Raw genomic sequence first — 23,774 nt, forward strand, 5'->3', positions numbered from 1 at the left:
CAAGGAAAGACCGATTAGGCAAGCATAGAGGGGTCTATTCACGCTCCGACGAAGCCTTTGGCTGGACGAGCTGCCGGAGCGTCTTTTCTAGGGAACGGACAAGGGGAGAGGGGAAGGCAGTTTGGGCAGGTAGGTCGGAGCGAGGCGGGAGGGAAATGCTAGGGTAGAAAAGGGAGGATGGATATGAAAAAGAAACCCAATTATTCAGTCGCACGCTGAAGGCAAATGGGGAGGGAGCGCACGAGTGAAGGACGAACGACGAATCAAATCGTTACAAGGCTAGAATGGCGGAGCCTGAAATTCTAACGATGCGTGGCGAGCTTAAACGGGACAAAGAAGGGGGAAAACGAGGAAATAGAGGCGATTGGCGGTTTTAAGCGTCTGACACGTCGTTAGCTTGCCCGAACGGTGGAAAAAGGTGCTTTAAGCGTTAGAGGAGTCGTTAGCATCGGCGTTGACGTCGGGCGACTCCATGAAGCGTCGAGCCGCCTGCGGCTCCAGCCCCGCACGGCCAGCGCCGCCTGCGGCTCCAGCCCCGCACGCCGAGCGTCGCCCTGCGCCGGGCGCTGAGACGGGTCCGCTGCACCGCTCTCCGCCAAAAAGCCGGGCCCGTCTAATCGAGGAGCGCCGGCTTTTCCGGATTGCGCAGAAAGTCGAACATGAGGGCGAGCTGGACGGGCGTATTGCGTCCGAGCGACAGCGGAGGAAGCTCGCTCTCGCCGAAGAAGGCGGCCTCGCTCGTCTCGACTCCGCCGCCCGCGTCGCCGCCCGTAATCTCGCACAGGATGAACAGCTTGTAGATGTGGCGCGCATCCGGAGGATGGCCCTGCTTGAGCCGGTCCAGCACGGCGAGCAGGCGGACCGCCCGCGTGTCGAAGCCGCTCTCCTCGCGGATTTCCTTGACGACGTTCTCCTTCGGGGAAAGGCCGATCTCGGCCCAGCCGCCTGGCAGGCACCAGAGGCCGTCGGATTTCTCGCGCACGAGCAGCAGCTTCCCCTCGCGGAAAACGACGCCCCTCACGTCGACCTTCGGCGTCGCGTGTCCCTCTTCGGACGCGAAGCTGAGGACGATGTCCGACTCTCCCGCGCCCGTATGCTCGCTCATGATCCTCACGCTCAGCGCCCTCAGCTGCTCGAAGCGCTCCACGTCATAGACGTCCTTGCCATAAGCAAGGCCGGTCTGCGCGATCGCCTGCATCTCCCTTGCCCACGCCAGCCATTTCGGCTCCACTCGCGGTCGCCTCCTTTTGTAGGTCCGGCGCAGCGCCGGACCTTTCTCTTGGCTTTATTCCCGTCGAGGCGAACAATTCCTGCCCTTATCAGAAAATCGGCGCACGAAACGACAATTGTCCATATGCGAGAGCGTTTTGCTCATGGACGCGGCTGCTTGGAAAGGCCGATAATGAGGAGAATGATCGGAGGTCCTTCTCTTCGACAGGAAGAAGGAGTGCCGAAAACCGCTGCGAAAGGAAGATGTCCGATGAAAGCCGCGATCCATTACGACGCCGCCCGCCGCCTGTTCCATCTGCAAGGAGGCGCGGTCAGCTACGTCATCGAACTCATAGAAGGAAGCTATCCCGCCCATGTCTACTGGGGCCCGAGGCTCGCAGGAGCCTCGCCGCAGCTCGCGACGGCGTTCCGGGGACGTCCTTCGTTCTCCCCGACGCTGCTCCGGGAGCGGCCGGAGCTGTCGCTGGACACGCTGCCGCAGGAATATCCGGCCCATGGCGCGGGCGACTTCCGCGCGCCGGCCTACGAGGCGCGGCTCGCCGACGGCACTTCCGTCACGGAAGCCGTCTACGAGAGCCACCGCATCCTGGCCGGCAAGCCCGAGCTCGCGGGCCTGCCGGCGGTATACGCCGAATCGGACGACGAGGCGCTCACGCTCGAGCTGACGCTGCGCGATGCGTACAGCGGGCTCGCCGTCATCCTTTCCTATACCGTGTTCGAAGAGCATGCCGCGATCGCCCGCTCGGTCCGCTTCGCGAACGGCGGCAGCGAGCCGCTGGAGCTGGAGGCGGCGCTGAGCGCAAGCGTCGACTTCAAGACGTCGGACTACGACTTCCTGCATCTGGACGGACGCTGGCCGATGGAGCGGGGCATCAGCCGCGCGCCGCTGCAGCCGGGCATCCAGTCGGTCGGCAGCCGCCGCGGGTCGAGCAGCCACAACCACAATCCGTTCATCGCGCTGCTCGGACGCCGGGCCGACGAGGAGCAAGGCGACGCCTACGGCTTCAGCCTCGTCTACAGCGGCAGCTTCCTGGCCCGCGTCGAGACGGAGCAGTACGGCATGGCGCGCGCGCAGCTCGGCATCCATCCGGACGGCTTCTCGTGGCATCTGGAGCCGGGAGCGGAATTCCAGACGCCGGAATGCGTGCTCGTCTACTCGGCCGACGGACTCGGCGGCATGTCGAGGACGTATCATCGGCTCTACCGGTCGCGCCTGTGCCGGGGACCGTTCCGGGACAAGGAGCGTCCGGTGCTCGTCAACAACTGGGAAGCGACGTACTTCGATTTCACCGCCGACAAGATCGCCGCGATCGCCCGCGAGGGCGGCAAGCTCGGCATCGAGCTTTTCGTGCTCGACGACGGCTGGTTCGGCCGGCGCGACCGCGACGACAGCTCCCTCGGCGACTGGAAGGTCGATCCGAACAAGCTGCCGGAGGGGATGAACGACCTGGCGGAGCGCGTGCGCGCGGAAGGGCTGCAGTTCGGCCTTTGGTTCGAGCCGGAGATGGTGTCGCCGGACAGCGACCTGTACCGCCAGCATCCGGACTGGTGCCTGCATGTGCCGGGACGCCGCCGCAGCGAGGGGCGTCAGCAGCTGATCCTCGACTTCTCCCGCGAGGAGGTCGCCGATGCGATCGCCGAGCAGATCGAAAGCGTGCTGTCCAGTGCGCCGATCACCTACGTCAAATGGGACATGAACCGCAACATGACGGAAATCGGCTCCGCCGCGCTGCCGCCGGAGCGTCAGCGCGAGACGGCGCATCGCTACATGCTCGGCCTCTACCGGGTGCTGGATCGCATCACGTCGAAGTTCCCGCATGTGCTGTTCGAAAGCTGCTCCGGCGGCGGCGGACGCTTCGACCCCGGCATGCTCTACTACATGCCGCAGACGTGGACGAGCGACAATACCGATGCCGTCAGCCGGCTGCGCATCCAGTACGGCACGAGCCTCGTCTATCCGATCAGCTCGATGGGCGCCCATGTCTCCGCTGCGCCGAACCATCAGGTCGGCCGCATGACGAGCCTCAAGATGCGCGGTGACGTCGCGATGAGCGGCAATTTCGGCTATGAGCTGGACCTGACCCGGTTCAGCGAGGAAGAAGCGGCGCTGGCTGCGGCGCAGGTCGCCTTTTACAAGGAAATTCGGAGCCTCGTCCAGTTCGGCGACCTGTACCGGCTGCTGAGCCCGTTCGAAGGAGAGGACGCCGCCTGGATGATCGTCTCGCCGGACCGCCGCGAAGCGATCGCGTTCCATTTCCGCGTGCTGGCTCAGCCGAATCCGCCGATCGGGTGGCTGAAGCTGCGCGGCCTCGACCCGGCCCTCGACTACGAGGTGGCCGAGATCGACCTGGCCGGCCCCGGCGCGGCCGAGCCGTTCCGCGCAGGCGGCGACGTGCTGCTGCATGCCGGCCTCGCGCTGCCAGACCTTCCGGGCGACTTCCAAAGCCGCGTCTGGCGGCTGCGCGCCTAGCCTGCTTCATTTCTTTTCACCCGTTTCATTTCTCCTCGCCCGTTTCATCTCTCCGCGCTGCGGGTAATGACCCGCATACAGGCGCGGGGAAGCGATGTTCCCCGAACCGGCAGTCATGCCGGGCTGGCAGCTCCATCGGCTGCCGGCCCGGCGGCTGTCGGTTTGTTTTTGGATGCGGCAGGAATCAGCCGTGCGGTGTGGAAGTATAATCCAGAATAGGTATCGATTTGTCGATTGTTATCGAGCTCAATGTCGATTGTCGTTGGCGCGGGGAGAAAAAGGTCGAATCGACCGTTGGGGAGGGAAACGATATGGTCATCCAAGTGGGAAGAGGCGGCATGGCTCACGTGCCGGATGCGGAAGCCGCAGCCGTGCCGGGTCTCGTGGCGGAACGGATGATGCGGGAGGCGCTGCCGTACGAGCTGTCGAGGCCGGCGACGAGGAAGCTGGCCGGCTTGGGCGCGCTGCTGCTCGGCGACCGGGAGGCGCAGAGCCATCCGCTGGCCTCGATGCAGGAGGCGCTCGGCCGCCTGCTCGGCGAAGACTTCGACGTGCAGGCGAGCGACAGCTACGGCTTGCTGGAGGAGGAGATGCCGGCGGACCAGTCGCTCATCGTCGCCTGCAGCGACCGCTGGGAGCGGCCGCTGTCCGATCGGCAGGCTGCCGGCCTGGCTCGTTTCGTCGAGCGCGGAGGCGGACTGGTGCTGCTCCATTGCGGCATCTCGCTCGCCTGCCATCCGCTGCTGGAGCATCTGGCGGGGGCGCGCTGCGAGGAGCATCCCGAAGGCTGCCGGCTCAGCTTCGAGCCGGTCGTCGGCAAGGCCGGCGTGCATCCGGCGGTCCAGGACCTCCAGCCGTTCGAGCTGACCGACGAGCCTTACCGGTATGCGTTCCGGCCGTCGATGGACCGCGAGGTCATCCTCGAATACGTGCTCGGCGGAGAGCGCCGTCCGGCAGCCTGGGCGCATCGGGCCGGCCGCGGCCGCGTCGTTGCCCTCATGCCGGGCCACGGCGGCTCCTCGCTCCGGCACCCGCAGCTGCAGCGGCTGATCCGCCGCAGCTCCCTATGGGCGGCCGGCCGCATTTAAGACGGCTGGATACGGCGTTTCCCCTCATGCAATAAAGCTCCACGGCTTGTTTAGCCGTCGGAGCTTTATTTTTTTTCCGCGCACGGATTTCTCTATCACGATAAGAACGTTCGGCGTCGATAGCTATACTACGGCAACCGACTATCCTACAGGAAAAAAGAGAGGGCATACTATGGCGTCAACATCTTCCAGCATCAATCCGCAGCACAAGTCTACTTTCGGCAGGCTGCTCCAGCGGCGGCCGAAGGGCGCGATGGAGCAAGCGAGCGCAGCCGCCGGTACCGCTTACACCGAGCTGCGCAAGCGGAACCAGACGGTGCTCGTCATCGTCAGCTTCAATATCCTCCTCATGTCCGCCATGATGATCGGCTTCGGCGCGTCGCTGTCGTTCGCCCTCAAGATGTCGCTTCCGACGCTCGTCGTCATGACGCTGCTCTGGACAGCCCACGCGACGCGCGTGCTGGAAAAAGCCATTCCGATCGCGGTGCTGATGCTTGTCGGCTATTTGGCGGCGACAGGCATCCAGGACAATCCGTCCGATCCGCTCAACGCGCTCACGGCCTTTTACTTGATGGCGATCGGCATCATGTACAACAGCCGGCTGTCCCTCGCCTACGGCACGCTGAGCGGCTTGTTCATCGTCCTCTATAAATATCTCGCCTTCCCCGAATCCGATCCGGACGGGCAGTACCATTTGATCTATTTCATCTTTTACTTCGTCCTGGCGGCCATTACGATGATCTGCCAGTCGGAGATCGGACGCGGAATTTTCCGCCGCGCTCTGGGGCTGCAGGAAGCGGCCCAGGAGCAGCTGCTCAAGGAGCAGGAGCGGGAGCGGATGACGCTGGCCACGGTCAAGACGCTGTCCGACAGCATGGGCCGCATCCGCGAGAACGGCCGCGAGAACGACGCCTCCTTCCAGGAGATGAACACGGCGTTCCAGGAGCTGACGTCCGGGGTGACGACCCAGGCCGAGACGATGGGCGAAATCTCTTCCCGGGTGAGCGAGTCGATGCAGCAGATGGAGCGCATGATGGGCACGCTCGGCTCGATGGTCGGCCAGATCGAGGAGGCGGGGGGCGCTTCCGCCGAGGGCGCGCGCGTCGTCGGCGAGCTTAGCCGCACGATCGAGGCGTTCCGGACCAGCATGGAGGAGCTGCAGGATCGGTTCGACGGGCTGAACGATACGATCCGGGGCATCCTGCCGTTCACGGCGTCCATTCAGGATATCGCCCGCCAGACGAACCTGCTATCGCTCAACGCGAGCATTGAGGCGGCGCGGGCCGGCGAGCATGGAGCGGGCTTCGGCGTCGTGGCCTCCGAGATCCGCAAGCTGGCGATGACGGCCGGCGATACCGCCGACCGGATGACCGGCAGCCTCGAGCAGGCCGCTCTCCGTACGGAGCAGTCCCGCCAGGCGATGCGGGAGAACGCGCTGCGCATGGAGGAGAGCCTCGGCCATGTCGAAGCGACCAGCTCCGCGTTCGGCGGCATCCGCCAGTCCGTCCAGTCGCTGCAGTCGGATGCGGCGCGGATCGGGGAAGAGATGGACGCGGTCAGCGCTTCGAGCGGCGATGTGGAGGAGCGGGTGAGCGACTTCGCCGCCGTCGTGCAGCAGTCGTCGGCGACGCTGGAGGAGCTGCTTGCGACGGTCGAGACGCTCGTGCGCCAGAACACCTTGCTGCAGTCGAGAATCGAAGAATCCGAGGCGGCGCTTCGCCAGCTGTCGGCCGCCGGCTGACCGTACGGGAAGGCAATGCCGATTCAACGAGAAAAAGGCCGTCCGCGATCGCGGACGGCCTTTTTTTGGTCGCAACGGCGCCGGCGGCAGCGCCTGCTGCGCTCAATACCCGTCGGTCCGATGCCCGGAACGGTCGGCCAGCTGCTGGCCTTCGCGCATCGACTCGTTGCCGAGGTGGCTCGCATCGACCGCTTCGGCGGACGCGAGCGCCTCGGCCACGCGCCTGCCGTAGTCGGCGTCGGCCTGCTTGAAGTGGCCGATCATCTTGTCGCGGACGACCGGCCGGCATACCTTGAGCGCGTCCACGAGGTTTTGGATGAGCTCATCCTGCTCCCACGGCTCGAACTTGCGGTACGTATCTCCCGCCTGGCTGAAGTCGTTGGGCCGATCGAGCTTCTCGCGGACGAGCCTCGCCTCGTACGCCGGCTCGTGCTCCGCGCCGGACGGGCGGGCCTCCGTCAGGCCGCCGAGGCTGGACGGCTCATAGTTGACATGCGGGTTCTGCCCCGGCGCGAGGTCGACCTTGTATTCCATCTGGCCGTCGCGCTGATTCGTGGCGACCGGAGCTTTCGGCGAGTTCACGGGCAGCTGCAAGTAGTTCGTGCCGACCCGGTAGCGCTGCGTGTCGGAGTAGGAGAAGGTGCGGCCCTGCAGCAGCTTGTCGTCGGAGAAGTCCAGCCCGTCGACGAGCACGCCCGTGCCGAACGCCGCCTGCTCGACCTCCGCGAAGTAGTTGTCCGGATTGCGGTTCAGCGTCATTTTGCCGACAGGCAGGAACGGGAACTTCTCCTTCACCCACAGCTTCGTCGGGTCGAGCGGATCGAAGTCGAGCTCGGGATGCTCGCCGTCCTCGAGAATCTGCACGCTCAGCTCCCACTCCGGATAGTCTCCGCGGTCGATCGCCTCGTACAGATCCTGGGTCGCGTGGCTCGTATTTTTCGCCTGGATCGCCTCGGCCTCGTCCTGCGTCAGGTTCTTGATGCCCTGCTTCAGAGGCTCCCAGTGGTACTTCACGAGATAGCCGGTGCCGTCCTTGTTGACCCACTTGTACGTGTTCACGCCCGAGCCCTGCATCTGCCGGTAGTTGGCCGGGATGCCCCACGGGGAGAACAGGAACGTGACCATATGCGTCGCTTCAGGCGAGTTCGAGAGGAAGTCGAACATGCGCTCCGGATCGTTCAGGTTCGTCACCGGATCGGGCCTGAACGAATGCACCATGTCGGGGAACTTGAGCGGATCGCGGATGAAGAAGATTTTCAGGTTGTTGCCGACGAGGTCCCAGTTGCCGTCCTCGGTGTAGAACTTGACGGCGAAGCCGCGCGGGTCGCGCAGCGTCTCCGGCGAGTGGCCGCCGTGCACGACGGTGGAGAAGCGGACGAATACCGGCGTCTGCTTGCCCTTCTCCTGGAACAGCTTGGCCCGCGTATACTTGGACACCGGCTCGCCGCCGACAGTGCCGTACGCTTCGAACACGCCGTAGGCGCCGGCTCCGCGCGCATGCACGACGCGCTCCGGCACGCGCTCGCGGTCAAAGTGAGAGGTTTTTTCGATGAAATGATAGTTCTCCAGCGTCGACGGCCCGCGGCTTCCGACCGTGCGGATGTTTTGGTTGTCCGTGATCGGGTGGCCCTGCCGGTTCGTCAGCGTCCGATCGGCCCCGCCTGCTTGCTTGTTCTCGTCCAAAATGTCTGCACCCTTTCTTCTCGAGGTTGCTTCCGGTTTATTTTGGCAAAGAAAGGTTAATTTATGCGGGCAGGATCCAAAATGGAGGGCTGGCTCGATTTGGTGTGGACAGGCCATCCGTTTTTCGATAAATTTGTATTCTGTATTTTGTATTTTAATCAACGCAACGGTCGGAGGATATCGAGATGGACAAAACACCAAAGGAAACGGCTTTGGGACAAAGCAAAAAAGCCGAGCGCTTCACCTCTTCAGGCTTCATCCTGGCGGCGATCGGCAGCTCGGTCGGACTAGGAAACATGTGGAAATTTCCGTACATTACAGGCTTGTACGGCGGAGCGGCGTTCTTCCTGCTGTTCGTCGTCTGCCTCATTATCGTCGGCCTGCCGGTGCTGCTTGCCGAGATGACGATCGGCCGGGGCGGGCGCGGCAACGCCGCAAGCTCCTTCTACAACCTCACCGGCAACAAGCAGTGGAAATGGTTCGGCTTCATGTCCGTCGTGACGGCGTTCCTCATCATCTCCTACTACGGCGTCGTCGCGGGCTGGACGCTCCAGTACACGATCGACTCCGTCGTCGGCTCCCTGGGCCAAGGCACGAACTTCGACCAGCACTTCGTCGACTTCGCGGCCGGCGGCTGGCCGGTGTTCTGGCAGCTCGTCGTCATGATCGTCTGCGGCGTCATCGTCGGCAAAGGCATCTCGGGCGGGATCGAGAAGTTCAACAAAATCCTCATTCCCGGCTTCCTGGCCATCCTGCTCGTGCTGATGGTCCGCGCGCTGACGCTGCCGGGAGCGGCCGCGGGCGTCGACTTCTTCCTGAAGCCCGACTTCTCCGTGCTGACCGGCGAATCGGCGCTGATCGCGCTCGGCCATGCGTTCTTCTCGCTGTCGCTCGGCATGGGCTGCATGCTCACCTACGGCTCCTACGTGCAAAAGGAGCAGTCGCTCGGCAAGGCGACGGTCGCGATCGGCGTCGGCGACCTCGGCTACGCGCTGATCGCGGGCCTCATCATCTTCCCGACGATCTTCTCCTACGGCATCGAGCCGCAAAAGGGCGTCGGCCTGGCCTTCATGGCGCTGCCGGCCTCGTTCTCCCAGATGCCGCTGGGCTCGCTGTTCGGCGGCCTGTTCTTCCTGCTGCTGGCGATCGCGGCGCTCACGTCCGCCGTCTCGATCCTCGAGGTGCCGGTCGCTTATGCGATGCATTATTGGAAATGGTCGCGCCGCAAGGCGGCCGCGATCATCGCCGCGCTCAGCTTCGCGCTGGGCGTGCCGGCCGGCCTGTCCGTCTCCGGTCCGCTCAGCGACTGGACGCCTTTCGGCAAGTCGATCTTCGACTGGTTCGACTTCATGACCGCCTACGTGCTCATGCCGCTCGGCGGCCTCGCCGTGACGCTGTTCACCGGCTATGCGTGGAAGCGCGCCGGCGAAGAGGCCGGCCTGACCGGCTTCTGGTACCGGGCCTGGATGTTCTGCCTGCGTTATGTCGCGCCGCTGCTCATCCTGGCCGTGCTTCTGTATTCGATCTTCGTCAAGCCGGTCTGATCCCGGTTCGACGAAAAAAGGGGCTTCGCCCCTGTCCGCTTGCGGACAGGGGCGAAGCCCCTTTTTGAACTCCTTAATCAGCCAAGCGGCAGCAGGAGAGACTCACGCCTCGCCGGCCTTGACGCGGGCGAGGAAGCCCTCCGCGGCCTGCCAAGCCGCGCCGCGCACGGCCGAGCCGTCGCCGAGCTCGGCGAACCGGACCCGGGCCTGGCGGCGGTGGAACGGCAGCGCGCGCGCCTGCACCTCGCGCTGCACGGCCGGCTCCAGCCAGCGGGCCGCCATGCTCAGGCGGCTGCCGATGAGCACGGCCTCGGGGTTGAACACGTTGATGATCGTAGCGATGCCGATGCCGAGGTAGGAGCCGATCTCCCCCCAGATGCGCAGCGCTTGCGGATGTCCCTGCGCGGCGAGCTGAGTCAGCTCCTCGAGGCTGCCGCAGCCGATCGCGGCCGCGGCCTCGAGCGCCGCCTGCTCGGAGGCGAAGCGCTCCCAGCAGCCGCGGTTGCCGCAGCGGCAGGCGGGGCCGTCGAACTGGATGGACAGGTGCCCGAGCTCGCCGGAGAAGCCGGAAGCGCCGCGGTACAGCTCGCCGTCCAGCACGAGGCCGGTGCCGATGCCCATGCCCGCGCTCACGTAGACGAGATGGCGGATGCCGGCGGCGGCTCCGAAGATGCGCTCGCCCTGGGCGCCGAGGTTGGCTTCGTTGTCGGCATGCACCGGCACGCCGAACCGCTCCTCCAGCCGGCGGGCGACCTCCGTCGGCTCCCAGTCCATATGCGGCGCGAGCAAGAGCGAGCCGGCGCCGTCGACGATGCCCGGCAGCCCGATGCCGATGCCGACGACGCCGTAGGGCTGGGGCGGCGATTCGGGCAGCAGCTCCTCGATGAAGGCGATCAGCTGCTCCATGACGCTTCGGCCGCCGGCAGGCTCCACCTTGCGCCGCCGCTCGGCGAGCACCTCGCCGCGCAGGTCGGCGCGTACGCCCATCAAGTAGGTGGCGCCGACGTCGACGCCGATCGCGCAGCCGGCCGACGCGCGGAACTCCAGCATGACGGGCTTGCGTCCGCCGCTCGAGGCGCCTTGGCCCGTCTCCGTGAGCAGGCCGCGGTCGATCAGGTCCTGCACGAGCGACGATACGGTCGCTTTGTTGAGGCCGGTGCCGGCCGAGATCGCGGCGCGCGACAGCGGCTCGCCCTTCAGGACGGCGTCAAGCGCGATGCCGGTATTGATGCGGCGGATGAGGGCGGGATCGCCGGTCGTCGTTGATTTCATCATGTTCTCCTTCGGATGGAGCGGCTGCAGCCGCTTTTCGTTCTGCTGACTACGATACCATGTCCAAGCCAGCATAACACAAAAAAGTTTGTTTGTTTAGTAGACAAACTAAGTTGAAGAGTGGTACTCTACGGGTAGAACTTTATATAAAAGCGTTTTCATACCATCCACCACTTTCAGGGAGGCTATCATTCATGGCATACTTCAACGGCATCAACCGCATTCAGTTCGAAGGCCGCGACACCGACAATCCGCTGGCGTTCCGCCACTACGATCCGAAGCAGGTCGTGCTCGGCAAGACGATGGAGGAGCATCTGCGCTTCGCCGCCGCCTACTGGCATACGTTCACGGCCGACGGCTCCGACCCGTTCGGCAAGGGCACGGCGGTGCGTCCATGGGACCGCTTCAGCGGCATGGACCTGGCCAAGGCCCGCGTCGAGGCGAACTTCGAGTTCCTCGAGAAGCTCGACCTGCCGTTCTTCTGCTTCCATGACCGCGACATCGCGCCGGAAGGCGATACGCTGCAAGAGACGAACCGCAACCTCGACGAGATCGTCGCCCTGCTCAAGGACGGCATGAAATCGAGCGGCCGCCGCCTGCTGTGGAATACCGCCAACATGTTCTCCAACCCGCGCTTCACGCACGGCGCCGGCACCGCTCCGAGCGCGGACGTGTTCGCCTACGCCGCCGCCCAGGTCAAGAAGGGGCTTGAGGTCGGCAAGGAGCTCGGCGCCGAGAACTACGTGTTCTGGGGCGGCCGCGAAGGCTACGAGACGCTGCTCAACACGGACATGGGCTTCGAGCTCGACAACCTGGCGCGCCTGTACCGGATGGCTATCGACTACGCCGGCGAGATCGGCTTCGACGCGCAGTTCCTGATCGAGCCCAAGCCGAAGGAGCCGTCCAAGCACCAGTACGATTTCGATGCCGCTACGACGCTGGCATTCCTGCAAAAATACGGCATGCAGGACCGCTTCAAGCTGAACCTCGAAGCGAACCATGCCACGCTCGCCGGCCATACGTTCGAGCACGAGATTCGCGTCGCCGCCATCAACGGGGCGCTCGGCTCGCTGGACGCTAACCAGGGCGACCTGCTGCTAGGCTGGGATACCGACGAATTCCCGACCGACCTGTACGCGACGACGCTCACGATGTACGAGGTGCTCAAGGCCGGCGGCCTCGGACGGGGCGGCGTCAACTTCGACGCCAAGGTGCGCCGGGGCTCCTACGAGCTGGATGACCTGTTCATCGCCCACATCGCCGGCATGGACAGCTTCGCGTGGGGCCTGAAGGCGGCCGCCAAGCTGATCGAGGACCGCGTCATCGACGGCATCGTCGAGGAGCGCTACGCGACGTTCAAGCAAGGCATCGGCGCCGACATCGTCAGCGGCAAGGCGACGCTCGCCTCGCTGGAGCAGTACGCGCTGCAGAACAACCCGATGAACAACCGCTCGGGCCGCCTGGAGCAGATCAAGGCGAAGCTCAACGAAGTGATCTACCGTGTCTGAGTTCGTCATCGGCATCGACCTCGGCACGAGCGCGGTCAAGGTCCTGCTGGTCGGCAGGGACGGCCGCATCGCCGCCGAGGCTTCGCGCGAATACCCGCTCTCGAGCCCGCGTCCGGGCTGGAGCGAGCAGCGGCCGGAGGATTGGGTGGAGGCGACGCTGGCGGCTCTCGGCGAGCTGTCGGCCGCTCCCGGCCTGCCGCAGGGCTGGACGGTGGAGGGCATGAGCTTTTCCGGGCAGATGCACGGCCTCGTGCTGCTCGGCGACGACCTGAAGCCGCTGCGGCCGGCCATCCTCTGGAATGACACGCGCACGACGGCGCAGTGCCGCGAGATCGAGCGCATCCTAGGGACGAGGCTGCACGACATTACCCGCAATCCGGCGCTCGAGGGCTTCACGCTGCCCAAGCTGCTGTGGGTGCGCGAGCAGGAGCCGGAGACGTTCGCCCAGGCGCGCGTCTTCGTCCTGCCGAAGGATTACGTCCGGCTGCGCCTGACCGGCGAGCTGCATATGGATCTTTCCGACGCCGCCGGCACGCTGCTGCTCGACGTGCCGAACCGGCGCTGGAGCTCCGAGGTGCTTCAGGCGCTCGATCTCGGCGCCGAGCTGTGCCCGCCGCTCGTCGAGTCGACCGGGCAGACGGGCACGCTGCTGCCGGAGCTGGCCGAGCGCACCGGGCTCTCGGGCCAGCTGCGCGTGTACGCCGGCGGCGCGGACAATGCGTGCGGCGCGATCGGCGCCGGCATCCTCCAGGAGGGCGAGGCGCTCTGCAGCATCGGCACGTCAGGGGTGCTGCTCTCGTACGAAGGCGAGCAGGATCGAGACTACGGCGGCCGGGTCCATTTCTTCAACCACGGCGCTCCGGGCGCGTTCTACTCGATGGGCGTCACGCTTGGCGCCGGCTACTCGATGAGCTGGTTCAAGCGCGTCATGGGCGGTGCGGACTACAGCGAGCTGCTGGACGGCGCGGGCGACGTGCCGCCGGGCTCCGGCGGCCTGCTGTTCGCGCCGTATCTGGCGGGAGAGCGCACGCCGTATGCGGATGCCGACATCCGCGGCAGCTTCATCGGGCTCGACGGCAGCCATCGCCGCGAGCATCTGGCGCGGGCCGTCATGGAGGGCATCACGTTCTCGCTGAACGATACGCTGACGATCTACCGCGAGGCGGGACGCGACATCCGCTCCATCGTCTCGATCGGCGGCGGCGCGAAAAATCCCGACTGGCTGCAGATCCAGGCCGACCTGTTCGGCCTGCCGGTGACGGCGCTCGAGAACGAGCAGGGACCGGGCCTCGGCGCGGCGATGCTGGCCGCGGCCGGCAGCGGCTGGTTCCCGGATCTGGCGTCCTGCGCGGCAGCCTTCGTGCGGCGAGGCCGCACGTACGAGCCGCGTCCGGAGGCGGCGGCCTCGTACCGCGAGCTGTATCCGCTGTACCGCCAAGTGTACGAGGCGACGCGCTCGCTCAGCGCCGGCCTCGGCCGGTTCCGCGCGGGGCTCGCCCAGGGCTGACCGAGGCATCGGGTCCTGGCGCCGGCGTGATGCGAAGCGGCGCGAGGCGAAGCGGTGCGTAGCGAGACGGCGCGAGGCGATGCGGTGCGTAGCGAGGCGGCGCGTGGCGAGACGGCGCGTAGCGATGTGGCGTGGGGCGAGGCAGCGCGTGACGATGCGGCGCGTGGCGAGACGGTGCGTAGCGAGACGGCGCATGGCGAGGCGGCGTGGGGCGAGACGGCGCGTAGCGAGGCGGCGTGGGGCGAGACGGCGCGTAGCGAGGCGGCGCGTGGCGAGACGGCGCATGGCGAGGCGGCGCGTGGCGAGACGGCGCGTAGCGAGGCGGCGCGTGGCGAGACGGCGACTAGCGAGGCGGCGCGAGGCGAGAAAGCGCCGCATGCCGCAGCGAGGCCACGACGAGTTACGCGGGCTCGGCCGCCAGCCTGCCTGCGCGGGCAGAGGCGGGAAGCTCTGCGGAGACACCCTTTCGGCACGCAACTCGGCGGGGCTGTCTTGAAAAAAAAGCGGGAAGAAGACGGATGGTTCCGTCAGCTTCCCGCTTTTTTGATGGGGCAAAGGATCGACTGGCTGCGGACGGTTCTGCTCGTCCTGTGCGGGCGGCGTCCGGCAGCGGCCTGTGCGGCCATCCGTCGTCCTGAAAGAAGCCGATCCGGCGTGGCAGTCAGAGACTTGAACGGGCTAACGAAACAGAGAAACGCTATTCCGCTCGAAATCGCCTTTTCTGACGCCTAACGAAACAGAGAAGCGCTATTCGGTCAAATGTGCACCAAAATGGCCCCCATGCCCGTCGATAGCGTTCGTGAGTTTCGTTACGATTCCAAAACGCTCTTTTTTGAGTCAATAGCGTCGTAGAGTTTCGTTAGAGTCCGAGCCACCCGCCGCGCCGGAGCACTTTCGCGAGCCGCAGCCTGATGCTCGTCCAATCGCCGCGTCTGCTAAGCGACAAGTGCCGCTGCTGGCTGTCCAATGGCCTCGTCCGCAAAGCGACAAGTGCCGCTGCTAGCTGTCCAAGCGCCGCGTCCGCCAAAAGACAAGTGCCGCTCGCTGGCTGCCCAACTGTGCTGCCAAGCGCCCCGACCCCCGTGTCCGCCAAGCGTCCCGCCCGTTCAGTCCCCCGTGTCCACCAAGCGCTCGTCCGTTCAGTCCCCCCGTGTCCACCAAGCGCTCGTCCGTTCAGTCCCCCCGTGTCCGCCAAGCGTCCTGCCCGTTCAGACCCCCGTGTCCACCAAGCGCTCGTCCGCCCCGTCGCGGCCGCCGCTCATAAACCGCCGCGCCGCTGGTTATCGTATGGAAGAGCCGGCAAAGACCGGTTCGATCCGTTTCGAGCAGAGGAGACTGAAGCCATGACCGACCGCCGCTTGCTGTTCCGATTCCACGACGCGGAGTCCGCCTCTGTCGCGGCCGCTACGCTGCTGGAGCTCGGCTATGACGCCGCCGCCCAAGGCGCGCAGGAAGTAGGATTGTCGCTGCGCGGCAGCGACCTGACGTCGGCGCTGGAGATCGCGTTCGCCCACGGGGGCGAGCTGGACGTTCCGGAAGAGGACGTGATTCCGATTCCGGCCCATATCGTCAACGAAGACTTCGTCGCATGGGAAGACGGCTTCGGCCAGACAACCGGTTCCGAAGCGTCCGGCCTGCGCAACCGCGACGAAGCGACCGAGGGCGAGCCGGCATTCCCGGAGCAGGCCGCTACGCTCAGCTACTTCTCGGGCGACGTGCACGGCTGATCCGAAGGGCATGATCGCAAGCCGAAACGGGTCGAGGGCGCGCATGGCAGCCTCGGCCCGTTCCTGGTTCCGCCCCGCGGCCTCGGCCCGTTCCTAGTACCGCCTCGCGGCTTCGAGTGGAATCCTACCGGCTCCCGAGCGACCCGGCGCGCTCCTCCAGCGCTTGGAGGGCGGCGCTCCTGCCGGCGTGGCGGCCGGTGGTGAACGCGGCCGTAATGTTGTAGCCGCCGGTGAAGCCGTGCAGGTCGAGCACCTCCCCGCAGAAATAAAGGCCGTGCACGAGCTTGGAGCCCATCGTCTTCGGATGGATCTCCTTCAAGTGGATGCCGCCGCCCGTGACGAACGCTTCCTCGATGGACAGCGTGCCGTTCACCCGGACGGGCAGCGCCTTGAGCAGCTTCGCGTAGTCCTGCAGCAGCGAGCGGTTCAGATTGTCGTACGTGACGGTCGGATCGAGTCCGGAGCGCTCCAGCGTAAACTCCGCCACCCGCTCCTGCATGAGCGGAGACAGCACGTTTTTGAACGCCTTGCGCGGCTCGGCCGCAGCAAGCGACAGCAGCTCCGCGCACAGCTCGTCGGCGGAGCGGTCGGGGTATAGATCGGCGGTGATCCGGACTTCCGGAGCACCGCTTTTTCTGCGCTCCTTGACGACGAACTGGCTGCATCTCAGCGCGGCCGGACCGGACAGGCCGAAGTGGGTGAAGATCATGTCGCCTTCCTGCTCCGTGAGCCGCTTGTCCTTGGCGCTCCATACCGTGAGGACGACGCCCCGCAGCGACAAGCCCTGCAGCCTGCGGTCGCGGATGAACGGCTCGGCTGACGTCAGCGGAACCTCGGTCGGATACAGCTCCGTCACCGAATGGCCCGCCGCTTCCGCCCAAGGATAAGCGTCGCCGGTCGAGCCGGTGTGGGGCACCGACTTGCCGCCGGTCGCCACGACGACCGCCGCCGCGAGCAGCTCCTGGCCGTCGCTCAGCCGGACGCCGCGGACGCGGCCGTCCGCCAGAAGCAGCCCGGCCGCCTTTTCGTTCGTCCGGACCTCGACTCCGCTCGACTTCACGGAGGCGATGAGCGCGTCGACGACCGTCTTGGCCTTGTCCGAGACGGGGAACATCCGCCCCCGGTCCTCCTCCTTGAGCCGGATGCCGAGCGCCTCGAAAAAGCCGATGATCTCCCGGCTGCCGAATTCCGAAAGGGCGCTGTGCAGAAACTTGCCGTTGCCCGGAATATAGCGGATCAGCTCCTGCGGCTCCTTGTTGTTGGTGACGTTGCAGCGTCCGCCGCCGGATATGGCCAGCTTGCGTCCGAGCTTGCTGCCCTTGTCGAGCAGGAGCACGCGAGCTCCTTCGCGGCCCGCCGCCGCGGCGGCCATGAGGCCGGACGGTCCCCCTCCGATGATGATGACGTCGAATCTATGCTGGCTTGCCATTCGCGACGCTTCTCTCCTTTTGCAGATATAGGCTACAATCAGTGTACCAAATGCGGAGCAAAAGCGAAAAGGAGCGGATGGCGATGCGGGAGCTGGCGCTGACGGCGAAGGACGGCACGCGGCTGCAGGGATGGACCCTGGAGCCGAGGAACGAAGGGGACGGCCGGCAGCCGGGCGGTCCGGCGGAAGACCGGGGCCGCGAGGGAGAAGCCTCGCAGCCTGGCGGTCCGGCGGAGGACCGAGGCCGCGAGAAAGAAGCCTCGCAGCCGGGCGGTCCGGCGAAAGACCGAGGCCGCGAGGAAGAAGCCTCGCAGCCGGGCGGTCCGGCGAAAGAGCGGGGCCGCCAGGGAGAAGCCTCGCAGCCGGACGGCATGGCGCGGCGCCAAGGCCCGCAGGGAGAAGCGCCGCAGAAGTCCGCCCAAGCGGAGGGGCAATTCCGCCACCAAGAGCCCTCCCGGCCGGACGGCCATGAACGAGCTCGAAGCCGCCCGGAGGCGGCATCGCCGCTGCGCGCCAAGCCGCGGGCGGCGGTCTGCCTCGTGCACGGCATGGGCGAGCATAGCGGCCGCTATGCGGAGCTCGCGCAGGCGCTGGCGGCGGAAGGCATCGCCGTGCTCGCCTACGACCAGCGAGGCCACGGCCGCTCGCCGGGCCCGCGCGGCCACGCGGACAGCATGGAGACCTTGACGGCCGACGCGGAGCGGGCCGTCCGCGAGGCCGTCCGCCTATGGCCGGAATCGCCGATTATCCTCTATGGGCACAGCATGGGCGGCGCGGTTGCGCTGGCGGCCGCTCTCGGCCGCGAGCTGCCGATCGCCGGCCTCATCCTGACGAGCCCGTGGCTGCGCCTCGCCTCGCCGCCGTCCAGCCTCGCCCGGGCGGCGGCGGCCTGGATCGGCCGCATCCGGCCGGCCTTCGCGCTGCCGAGCGGCATCAAGCAGCGGGACCTGTTCCGTCCGGGCGCCCATGCCGTCGCCGGCGGCGCGCTCGATCCGCTTTGCCACACCCGGATCACCGTCTCGACCTATCTGGCGGTGACGTCGTCCGCCGCCCAGTCGCTCGCGTCCGCCGGCTCCCTGGCCGTGCCGACGCTGCTGCTGCACGGCACGGAGGACCGCGTGACGTCGCTGCAGGCGAGCGAGGAGCTGGCGGCGGCGCTCGGCCCGCTCTGCTCGTTCCGGCGCTGGGAGCGGGGCTTCCACGAGCTGCATCACGACGAACGCAGAGAGGAGGTCATCGAGACGGTCCGGATGTGGATTTATGCAAACTCTTGATTGTCAAAAATCTCCTGCTGTGCTTTAATCGGAGGTATCCAAGACGGCTCGCAAAGGGGGGAACCTTCTGCGTCAATGGGGGAAAAATTAATTCTGCAGGCGTTCATCTCCTTGTTGCCCGTATTCCTCTATCAGCTGTGGATGTACCGCCTGAACCAGGGCCGCAGCTCGATTCCGTTTTTCTGCGCCGCCTACGGGGTTTCGCTGGCGGCGTGCTTCCTGCTTACCGAGACGACCCGGTTCGGCTTCGACCTGAACCTGCGGTACATCCCCTTCCTCATGGGATCTCTGTACGGAGGCGTGCCCGGTCTGGCCACGATGTCCGCGATCTACGCGGTCCTGCGCCTGCCTCAGCTCGACGACGGCTGGGAGACGTTCGGCTTCGTCATGTTCCTGGCGGCCGCGATCCCGGTGCTGCTGCTGACGATCCGGCCGTTCCAGCTTGCGCGGCTCAAGGAGAAGTTCAAGATCCTGTTCGTGCTGCTGACGCTCGGCGGAGCCTACCACGCGCTGCTCTACGTCCTCTACCTCAGAGAGTTCGAGCCGGAGCGCCTCGTCACCGCCACCGGCACGATCGCCCTTATCACGATCATCAGCTACGCCGCAGCCGCGCTTACCCTGTACACGATCCAGCAGGTCAACCAGCACCATCAGCTGCAGCATCAGCTGAGGCGGATGTCGTCCAACTATATGAACGAAGTCCACAAGCTCCAGCAGTTCATCGACCAGATGGCGATGGGCACGATGGGGACCGTCCTCGTGGACGCGGACGGCCGGATCTCGCATCTGAACGATGCCGCGATCCGGCTCAGCGGCCATTCGCTCAAGGGCCGCAGCAAGCTGGAGTTCTCCGGCATGCCGTACGAGCGGTTCTTCCGCAGCCAGGAGCAGCTCAAGCGGCAGTTCGACCAGGCGATCCGCGGCAGCATGTCTCCGCCTGCGATCCTCGCCGAAGGGGAGCGCTCCTACTTGACGACGGCGTTTCCGATCCGCAACCTGCAGGCCGGCATCGTGACGGGCGCCGCGATGGTCGTGCAGGACGTGACCGAGCTGAGCCAGCTGAAGGACGAGCTCGGACGGATGGAAAGGCTGAGCCTCGTCGGCCAGATGGCCGCGAGCATCACGCATGAGATCCGCAATCCGATGGCCGTCATCCGCGGCTTCGTGCAGCTGATGCGCGAACGGAGTCCGGACAGCCAGCAGGAGTATTTCCGCATCGTCATCGACGAGCTCGATCGCGCCAACGCCATCATCAACGACTTTCTCTCGCTTGCCCAGAACCGCGTCATCGCCAAGGAGCAAGGCTCGCTCCACGATATCGTGCACGAGCTGCTGCCGCTTCTATGGGCCGACGCCAACCTGCGCGGGCAGTCGATCGAGCTGAGCCTCGCCGACCAGATCCCGCCGCTCGAGCTGAGCAGCAAGGAGATCAAGCAGCTCATCCTCAACCTGGCTCGCAACGGCATGGAGGCGATGGGGGACAAAGGGGTGCTCCGGATCGCGACCCGCATGATCGGCTCGGCCGTGGAGCTGTCGGTGGAGGACGACGGAGACGGTATTCCTTCGGACAAGCTTGTCCGCCTGTTCGAGCCGTTCTATACGACCAAGGCTCGCGGCACCGGCCTCGGCCTGCCGCTCTGCCTCAGCATCGCGGAGCGCCACAACGGCCGCATCGACGTCGATTCGGAGCCGGGCCGCGGCACCGTGTTCAAGGTGGTCTTCGAGCGCCCGGAGCAGGAGGAGCTCCGCCTGCGAGAGCCGGATGCCGGCTAGGGGCCGCTTCCGGGCATAGTTCGCCGCCAGGGACGGCATACTAGCCCCATGGCGGCGCCAGCATGCGGCCGCGTCCATCCTTTACCGACAGGAGCTGAACGCATACGATGGCCAATCCGGGCAACGACGACTCCAAGGAGCAGAAGAAGCAGCAGCAAGAGGAGCGCAAGGGCACGGCCGCAGGCTCGCCGGGCTTCGACAAGAAGCTGGACGGTCCGAACCGTCCGTCGATCTGAAGTGGCGGGCGATCCGCGGCTGGATCCGTTCGAGATCGAGTTTCTTCCCCGCTTCCGCAGCGGCAGGGGACCGCGCGCGCCGTTCGTGAACCGGCATGGCGTCACGATCGGCGACCACGAGTACGCCTCGCCGGACTCGCCGCTGGAGCAGTGGTCGGAGGAGACGGATCCGGCCGTCATGGCCGGCGACGAATGGGTGCACCCGTACAAGGACATCGGGTTCCTGACCGCGCAGAACCGCGCCCTGTTCGAGCAGGGCGACGAGCCGGACCCCGGTCCGCTCCGCCATCCCGAGCATTCGGCCGAGAGCGGCGTGGAGCCGCCGCAGGAGCCTTGAGCGCGCCGAGCCGCCCCTTCCCGAGCGGGGAAGGGGCGGCTTTTTTCGCGGCTGCCCCGGCCGGGGGCCGCAGGCCGGAGCGGACGGCGTTTCCCTCGCGGCGGCAATCAGGTATAATAGCGGGGATAATGCCAATCCAATCCCCGAAAGGTGTGGGTTTAAATGTCGATGTCTTTTGAGAGATACATGTTCGATATGGTGCAGCCGATGAGGGACGAGCTGACTCGTCTGGGCATCCAGGAGCTGCGGACGCCGGAGGAAGTCGAGGAGAAGCTGCCGACGGCCAAGGGAACGGCGCTTGTCGTCGTCAATTCCGTCTGCGGCTGCGCCGCGGGGCAATGCCGTCCGGGCGTCGCGGATGCGCTCGCCCACGACATCACGCCGGATCACCTGTACACGGTGTTCGCCGGCCAGGACAAGGAAGCGACGGCCAAAGCCCGCGAATACTTCGCGCCGTACCCGCCTTCTTCTCCGTCCATCGCCCTCATGAAGGACGGCGAGCTCGTGCACTTCATCGAGCGCCATCAGATTGAAAACCGTTCCGCCGCAGACATTTCGGCCGAGCTGACGGGCGCGTTCGACCGTTACTGCCGCTAACCGTCCCGCCCGATTTTCCGAAGGAGGAATAGAGCCATGAGCTTGCAGCAGGACATCATCGCCGCGCTCGGCGTCAAGCCGAGCATCGATCCGGAGCAGGAAATCCGCCGCAGGGTGGACTTCCTCAAGGAATATGTCGTCGGCGCCGGCGCGTCGGGCCTGCTGATCGCGATCAGCGGCGGCATCGACAGCGCCGTCGCCGCCGGCTTGTGCAAGCGCGCGACGGACGAGCTGACGCAGGAGAAAGGCCGGGAGTACATGACGCTCGGCGTATTCCAGCCCTATGGCGAGCAGTCTGACATCGCGCACAGCTACGAGGTCGCCGAAGCGTTCGAGCTCAAGCACCGCGTCGAGACGAACATCGCGGAGGCGGTCGACGAGATCGCGCTCGAGGTCGAGCATGCCTTGAAGTCGATCGGCCTCTCCCGCCATGTGAACCGGGGCGTCAAGGGCAACATCAAGGCGCGCACGCGGATGGTGACCCAGTACGCGCTGGCCGGGGAGCTGAACCTGCTCGTCGTCGGCACCGACCACGCCTCCGAAGCGATCACCGGGTTCTACACCAAATGGGGCGACGGGGCGGTCGACATCACCCCGCTGAGCACGCTCAACAAGCATCAGGTGCGGCAGGTGGCCGCGGCGCTCGGCGTGCCGCAGAGCGTCCTCGACAAGGCTCCGACGGCGGGGCTCTGGGAAGGCCAGACCGACGAAGGCGAGCTCGGCATCAAGTACGATGACAACAGCGCTTACCTGGAGGGCCGCGAAATTCCAGAGGCCGCGCGCGAGCTGCTGGAAAAGCAGTATCTCAAGACGCAGCACAAGCGCTCCCCGATCCCGGGCATCTGAGGCGGCTCGTCCATGATCGCCGGCATCGGCCATGACTTGTGCGACATCAGCCGGGTGGAGCGGATGCTCGCGGGCGAAGCGGGCCCGCGCTTCCTTCGGCGCATCCTGACCGAGGAGGAGCTGGATCTTGCCTCGGCGCTCGGCGGACGCAGGCAAGCGGAGTTCGTCGCCGGCCGCTTCGCCGCCAAGGAGGCGGCCGTCAAGGCGCTCGGCTGCGGCATCGGCGCGAGCGCCGGCTTCCGCGACGTCGCGATTCTGCGCGGACCGTCCGGCAGGCCGATCTGCCGGCTCTCCGCCCGCTCCGCCGCCGTGCTCGGACTCCATGCCTCGGCGGCGCTGCATGTCAGCATTACCCACGAGCAGCAGCTCGCTTCCGCTTTCGTAGTTCTGGAGACCCAATGAACACGCACGATCCAACGACCCTGCACGCTTCGGCGCGCAGGGTTTTTTGACATCTAAAGGACCAAATTCAGACATTTAAATTAAAATTTATGTCATTCGACAGTTTTTTCAGCTTCAGCTTGGTAGTATTCTTTTAATCCGATGCGAAAAGGAGGAAGTCTGCTGCTGGCAACATGCGATCGACACCGATAGAGGAGGAAGCGATGAGGAGAATGGAAGCAGGAACCCGCGCGCGGCGCAAGCAAGGCAAGCCTTGGTGCACCGTCGACGACTTCGATGGAAAGCGCTGGCCGCTGGACAAGCAGGCGCGGGGAGAGCAGGCGGCGTGGAGGCCGCATGCCGAGCAGGCGGAAGCGATCCGTCTGCTTGCCGGAGAGATTCAGGAAATGACGCTCGTCAAGCCGCATCTGTTCCTCTATGCGGATGAGGCGGGCATCGTCCGCCATATCCAAGGCGAGGCGGAGCTGGCGCGCCGGCTGGGCGAAGCCGGCCTGCGCGCCGGGGTCAGCCTGGCGCGGGAGCAAGCGGGGCGCAATGCGGTCGCGCTGGCGCTGGCGACCGGCCGGCTGTCCGTCGTCGAAGGGCTGGAGCACGACAAGCCGGCCTTCGGGGGGCTGTCCTGGGTGTGCGCGCCGCTGCGGCGGGACGACCGGGGCTGCGGGTATGTGGCGCTCGGGAGCACGCCAGGCGGGGAGCTCGCGTTCCGCGTGCCGCTGCTGCAGCAGCTGGCCCGTGCCGTCGAGGGCCGGACGGAGCGGACGGCGTCCGCTCCGGATTCGGTTCAAAAACGGCTGGAGGAGCATCGGCTGACCTTTCGCGAGATGGAGGTCGCCGGCAGCTGGCTGGAGGGGCTGGCCGTCGCGGAGATCGCGGAGCGGCACGGCATCACCGAGCAGACGGTGCGGACGTTCATTAAAAAAATATATGCGAAGACCGGCGTGAGCCACAAAGGGGAGTTCTTCATCCGGTTTTTGAAGCGATAAGCGCTTGTCCCGCCTGATGCCGCGGGAATGCGGCTCGGGCAATACCCAATTTAGGGCATTTGACGAAGCGGCTGTTTTGACTATGATGGACGCAGTTTCCCCATCCTTTTACATCAGCAGGCAAGAG

General features: G+C 65.9%; 18 protein-coding genes and 1 pseudogene. 15 read left to right on the forward strand and 4 right to left on the reverse strand.

Annotation, left to right across the window (positions count from 1 at the left end):
- Positions 1 to 613: 613 nt before the first annotated feature.
- Positions 614 to 1,231: an NUDIX hydrolase gene (locus HGI30_RS05130; protein ID WP_168906658.1), complete on the reverse strand. Its 618-nt coding sequence runs from the start codon at positions 1,229 to 1,231 to the stop codon at positions 614 to 616.
- A 249-nt stretch (positions 1,232 to 1,480) separates the two neighbouring features.
- Here HGI30_RS05130 and HGI30_RS05135 point away from each other — a divergent pair, with 249 nt between their 5' ends.
- From HGI30_RS05135 to HGI30_RS05145, 3 genes are all read left to right on the forward strand, one after another.
- On the forward strand, positions 1,481 to 3,700 hold the full coding sequence (locus HGI30_RS05135; RefSeq protein WP_168906659.1) for an alpha-galactosidase: 2,220 nt from the start codon (positions 1,481 to 1,483) through the stop codon (positions 3,698 to 3,700).
- Positions 3,701 to 4,011: 311 nt separating this feature from the next.
- Complete coding sequence (locus tag HGI30_RS05140) at positions 4,012 to 4,788, forward strand: ThuA domain-containing protein (protein ID WP_168906660.1); 777 nt, start codon at positions 4,012 to 4,014, stop codon at positions 4,786 to 4,788.
- Positions 4,789 to 4,960: 172 nt separating this feature from the next.
- Positions 4,961 to 6,529, forward strand: coding sequence for a methyl-accepting chemotaxis protein (locus HGI30_RS05145; protein ID WP_168906661.1), 1,569 nt, complete (start codon positions 4,961 to 4,963; stop codon positions 6,527 to 6,529).
- A gap of 102 nt (positions 6,530 to 6,631) precedes the next feature.
- Here HGI30_RS05145 and HGI30_RS05150 read toward each other — a convergent pair.
- Positions 6,632 to 8,179, reverse strand: a pseudogene (locus HGI30_RS05150) (catalase); the annotation flags it as partial.
- A 218-nt stretch (positions 8,180 to 8,397) separates the two neighbouring features.
- On the opposite strand from HGI30_RS05150, the gene HGI30_RS05155 reads away from it, so the two are divergent.
- On the forward strand, positions 8,398 to 9,756 hold the full coding sequence (locus tag HGI30_RS05155; RefSeq protein WP_168906663.1) for a sodium-dependent transporter: 1,359 nt from the start codon (positions 8,398 to 8,400) through the stop codon (positions 9,754 to 9,756).
- Between the two features lie 102 nt (positions 9,757 to 9,858).
- On the opposite strand, the gene HGI30_RS05160 is transcribed toward HGI30_RS05155, so the two are convergent.
- Positions 9,859 to 11,031, reverse strand: coding sequence for an ROK family transcriptional regulator (locus tag HGI30_RS05160; protein WP_168906664.1), 1,173 nt, complete (start codon positions 11,029 to 11,031; stop codon positions 9,859 to 9,861).
- A gap of 191 nt (positions 11,032 to 11,222) precedes the next feature.
- On the opposite strand from HGI30_RS05160, the gene xylA reads away from it, so the two are divergent.
- From xylA to HGI30_RS05175, 3 genes are all read left to right on the forward strand, one after another.
- On the forward strand, positions 11,223 to 12,536 hold the full coding sequence (xylA, locus tag HGI30_RS05165) for a xylose isomerase (protein ID WP_168906665.1): 1,314 nt from the start codon (positions 11,223 to 11,225) through the stop codon (positions 12,534 to 12,536).
- Positions 12,529 to 14,043, forward strand: a complete 1,515-nt coding sequence (xylB, locus tag HGI30_RS05170; RefSeq protein WP_168906666.1) for a xylulokinase — start codon at positions 12,529 to 12,531, stop codon at positions 14,041 to 14,043. Before xylA ends, xylB begins: the two co-directional genes overlap by 8 nt.
- Positions 14,044 to 15,386: 1,343 nt before the next feature.
- A complete protein-coding gene (locus HGI30_RS05175) occupies positions 15,387 to 15,770 on the forward strand; it encodes a hypothetical protein (protein WP_168906667.1) in 384 nt (127 codons plus the stop codon).
- 124 nt (positions 15,771 to 15,894) lie between these two features.
- Here the strand turns inward: HGI30_RS05175 and HGI30_RS05180 are convergent, their stop codons facing one another.
- Positions 15,895 to 17,199, reverse strand: a complete 1,305-nt coding sequence (locus HGI30_RS05180; RefSeq protein ID WP_168906668.1) for a BaiN/RdsA family NAD(P)/FAD-dependent oxidoreductase — start codon at positions 17,197 to 17,199, stop codon at positions 15,895 to 15,897.
- Between the two features lie 83 nt (positions 17,200 to 17,282).
- On the opposite strand from HGI30_RS05180, the gene HGI30_RS05185 reads away from it, so the two are divergent.
- The 8 genes from HGI30_RS05185 (at position 17,283) to HGI30_RS05215 (ending at position 23,647) form a co-directional block, all read left to right on the forward strand.
- Positions 17,283 to 18,473, forward strand: a complete 1,191-nt coding sequence (locus tag HGI30_RS05185) for an alpha/beta hydrolase (RefSeq protein ID WP_168906669.1) — start codon at positions 17,283 to 17,285, stop codon at positions 18,471 to 18,473.
- Between the two features lie 75 nt (positions 18,474 to 18,548).
- Entirely contained in the window at positions 18,549 to 20,246 is a 1,698-nt protein-coding gene (locus tag HGI30_RS05190; RefSeq protein ID WP_168906670.1) for a two-component system sensor histidine kinase NtrB, read from the forward strand.
- Between the two features lie 107 nt (positions 20,247 to 20,353).
- Positions 20,354 to 20,482, forward strand: a complete 129-nt coding sequence (locus HGI30_RS23440; RefSeq protein WP_268957826.1) for a hypothetical protein — start codon at positions 20,354 to 20,356, stop codon at positions 20,480 to 20,482.
- Between the two features lies 1 nt (position 20,483).
- Positions 20,484 to 20,819, forward strand: a complete 336-nt coding sequence (locus HGI30_RS23180; protein ID WP_168906671.1) for a DUF3905 domain-containing protein — start codon at positions 20,484 to 20,486, stop codon at positions 20,817 to 20,819.
- A gap of 162 nt (positions 20,820 to 20,981) precedes the next feature.
- A complete protein-coding gene (locus HGI30_RS05200; protein WP_168906672.1) occupies positions 20,982 to 21,416 on the forward strand; it encodes a BrxA/BrxB family bacilliredoxin in 435 nt (144 codons plus the stop codon).
- 36 nt (positions 21,417 to 21,452) lie between these two features.
- Positions 21,453 to 22,262, forward strand: coding sequence for an NAD(+) synthase (gene nadE, locus HGI30_RS05205; protein WP_168906673.1), 810 nt, complete (start codon positions 21,453 to 21,455; stop codon positions 22,260 to 22,262).
- Between the two features lie 12 nt (positions 22,263 to 22,274).
- Complete coding sequence (acpS, locus tag HGI30_RS05210; RefSeq protein ID WP_168906674.1) at positions 22,275 to 22,664, forward strand: holo-ACP synthase; 390 nt, start codon at positions 22,275 to 22,277, stop codon at positions 22,662 to 22,664.
- A 203-nt stretch (positions 22,665 to 22,867) separates the two neighbouring features.
- Positions 22,868 to 23,647 carry a helix-turn-helix transcriptional regulator gene (locus HGI30_RS05215; RefSeq protein WP_168906675.1) on the forward strand — a complete coding sequence of 260 codons (780 nt, stop codon included), beginning with the start codon at positions 22,868 to 22,870 and terminating at the stop codon, positions 23,645 to 23,647.
- The last annotated feature ends 127 nt before the right edge of the window (positions 23,648 to 23,774 follow it).

Source organism: Paenibacillus albicereus (assembly GCF_012676905.1).
In the GTDB taxonomy this organism is placed as follows: domain Bacteria; phylum Bacillota; class Bacilli; order Paenibacillales; family Paenibacillaceae; genus Paenibacillus_O; species Paenibacillus_O albicereus.

What these genes read in the sequence shown, in the direction of transcription:
- HGI30_RS05180 (WP_168906668.1), bottom strand. Translation starts at nt 17,199, where the DNA reads ATGGCAAGCCAGCATAGATTCGACGTCATCATCATCGGAGGGGGACCG.
- HGI30_RS05185 (WP_168906669.1), top strand. Translation starts at nt 17,283, where the DNA reads ATGCGGGAGCTGGCGCTGACGGCGAAGGACGGCACGCGGCTGCAGGGA.
- HGI30_RS23440 (WP_268957826.1), top strand. Translation starts at nt 20,354, where the DNA reads ATGGCCAATCCGGGCAACGACGACTCCAAGGAGCAGAAGAAGCAGCAG.
- HGI30_RS05145 (WP_168906661.1), top strand. Translation starts at nt 4,961, where the DNA reads ATGGCGTCAACATCTTCCAGCATCAATCCGCAGCACAAGTCTACTTTC.
- HGI30_RS05140 (WP_168906660.1), top strand. Translation starts at nt 4,012, where the DNA reads ATGGTCATCCAAGTGGGAAGAGGCGGCATGGCTCACGTGCCGGATGCG.
- xylA (WP_168906665.1), top strand. Translation starts at nt 11,223, where the DNA reads ATGGCATACTTCAACGGCATCAACCGCATTCAGTTCGAAGGCCGCGAC.
- nadE (WP_168906673.1), top strand. Translation starts at nt 21,453, where the DNA reads ATGAGCTTGCAGCAGGACATCATCGCCGCGCTCGGCGTCAAGCCGAGC.
- acpS (WP_168906674.1), top strand. Translation starts at nt 22,275, where the DNA reads ATGATCGCCGGCATCGGCCATGACTTGTGCGACATCAGCCGGGTGGAG.
- HGI30_RS05135 (WP_168906659.1), top strand. Translation starts at nt 1,481, where the DNA reads ATGAAAGCCGCGATCCATTACGACGCCGCCCGCCGCCTGTTCCATCTG.
- HGI30_RS05190 (WP_168906670.1), top strand. Translation starts at nt 18,549, where the DNA reads ATGGGGGAAAAATTAATTCTGCAGGCGTTCATCTCCTTGTTGCCCGTA.
- HGI30_RS05215 (WP_168906675.1), top strand. Translation starts at nt 22,868, where the DNA reads ATGAGGAGAATGGAAGCAGGAACCCGCGCGCGGCGCAAGCAAGGCAAG.
- HGI30_RS05155 (WP_168906663.1), top strand. Translation starts at nt 8,398, where the DNA reads ATGGACAAAACACCAAAGGAAACGGCTTTGGGACAAAGCAAAAAAGCC.
- HGI30_RS05200 (WP_168906672.1), top strand. Translation starts at nt 20,982, where the DNA reads ATGTCGATGTCTTTTGAGAGATACATGTTCGATATGGTGCAGCCGATG.
- HGI30_RS05160 (WP_168906664.1), bottom strand. Translation starts at nt 11,031, where the DNA reads ATGATGAAATCAACGACGACCGGCGATCCCGCCCTCATCCGCCGCATC.
- HGI30_RS05175 (WP_168906667.1), top strand. Translation starts at nt 15,387, where the DNA reads ATGACCGACCGCCGCTTGCTGTTCCGATTCCACGACGCGGAGTCCGCC.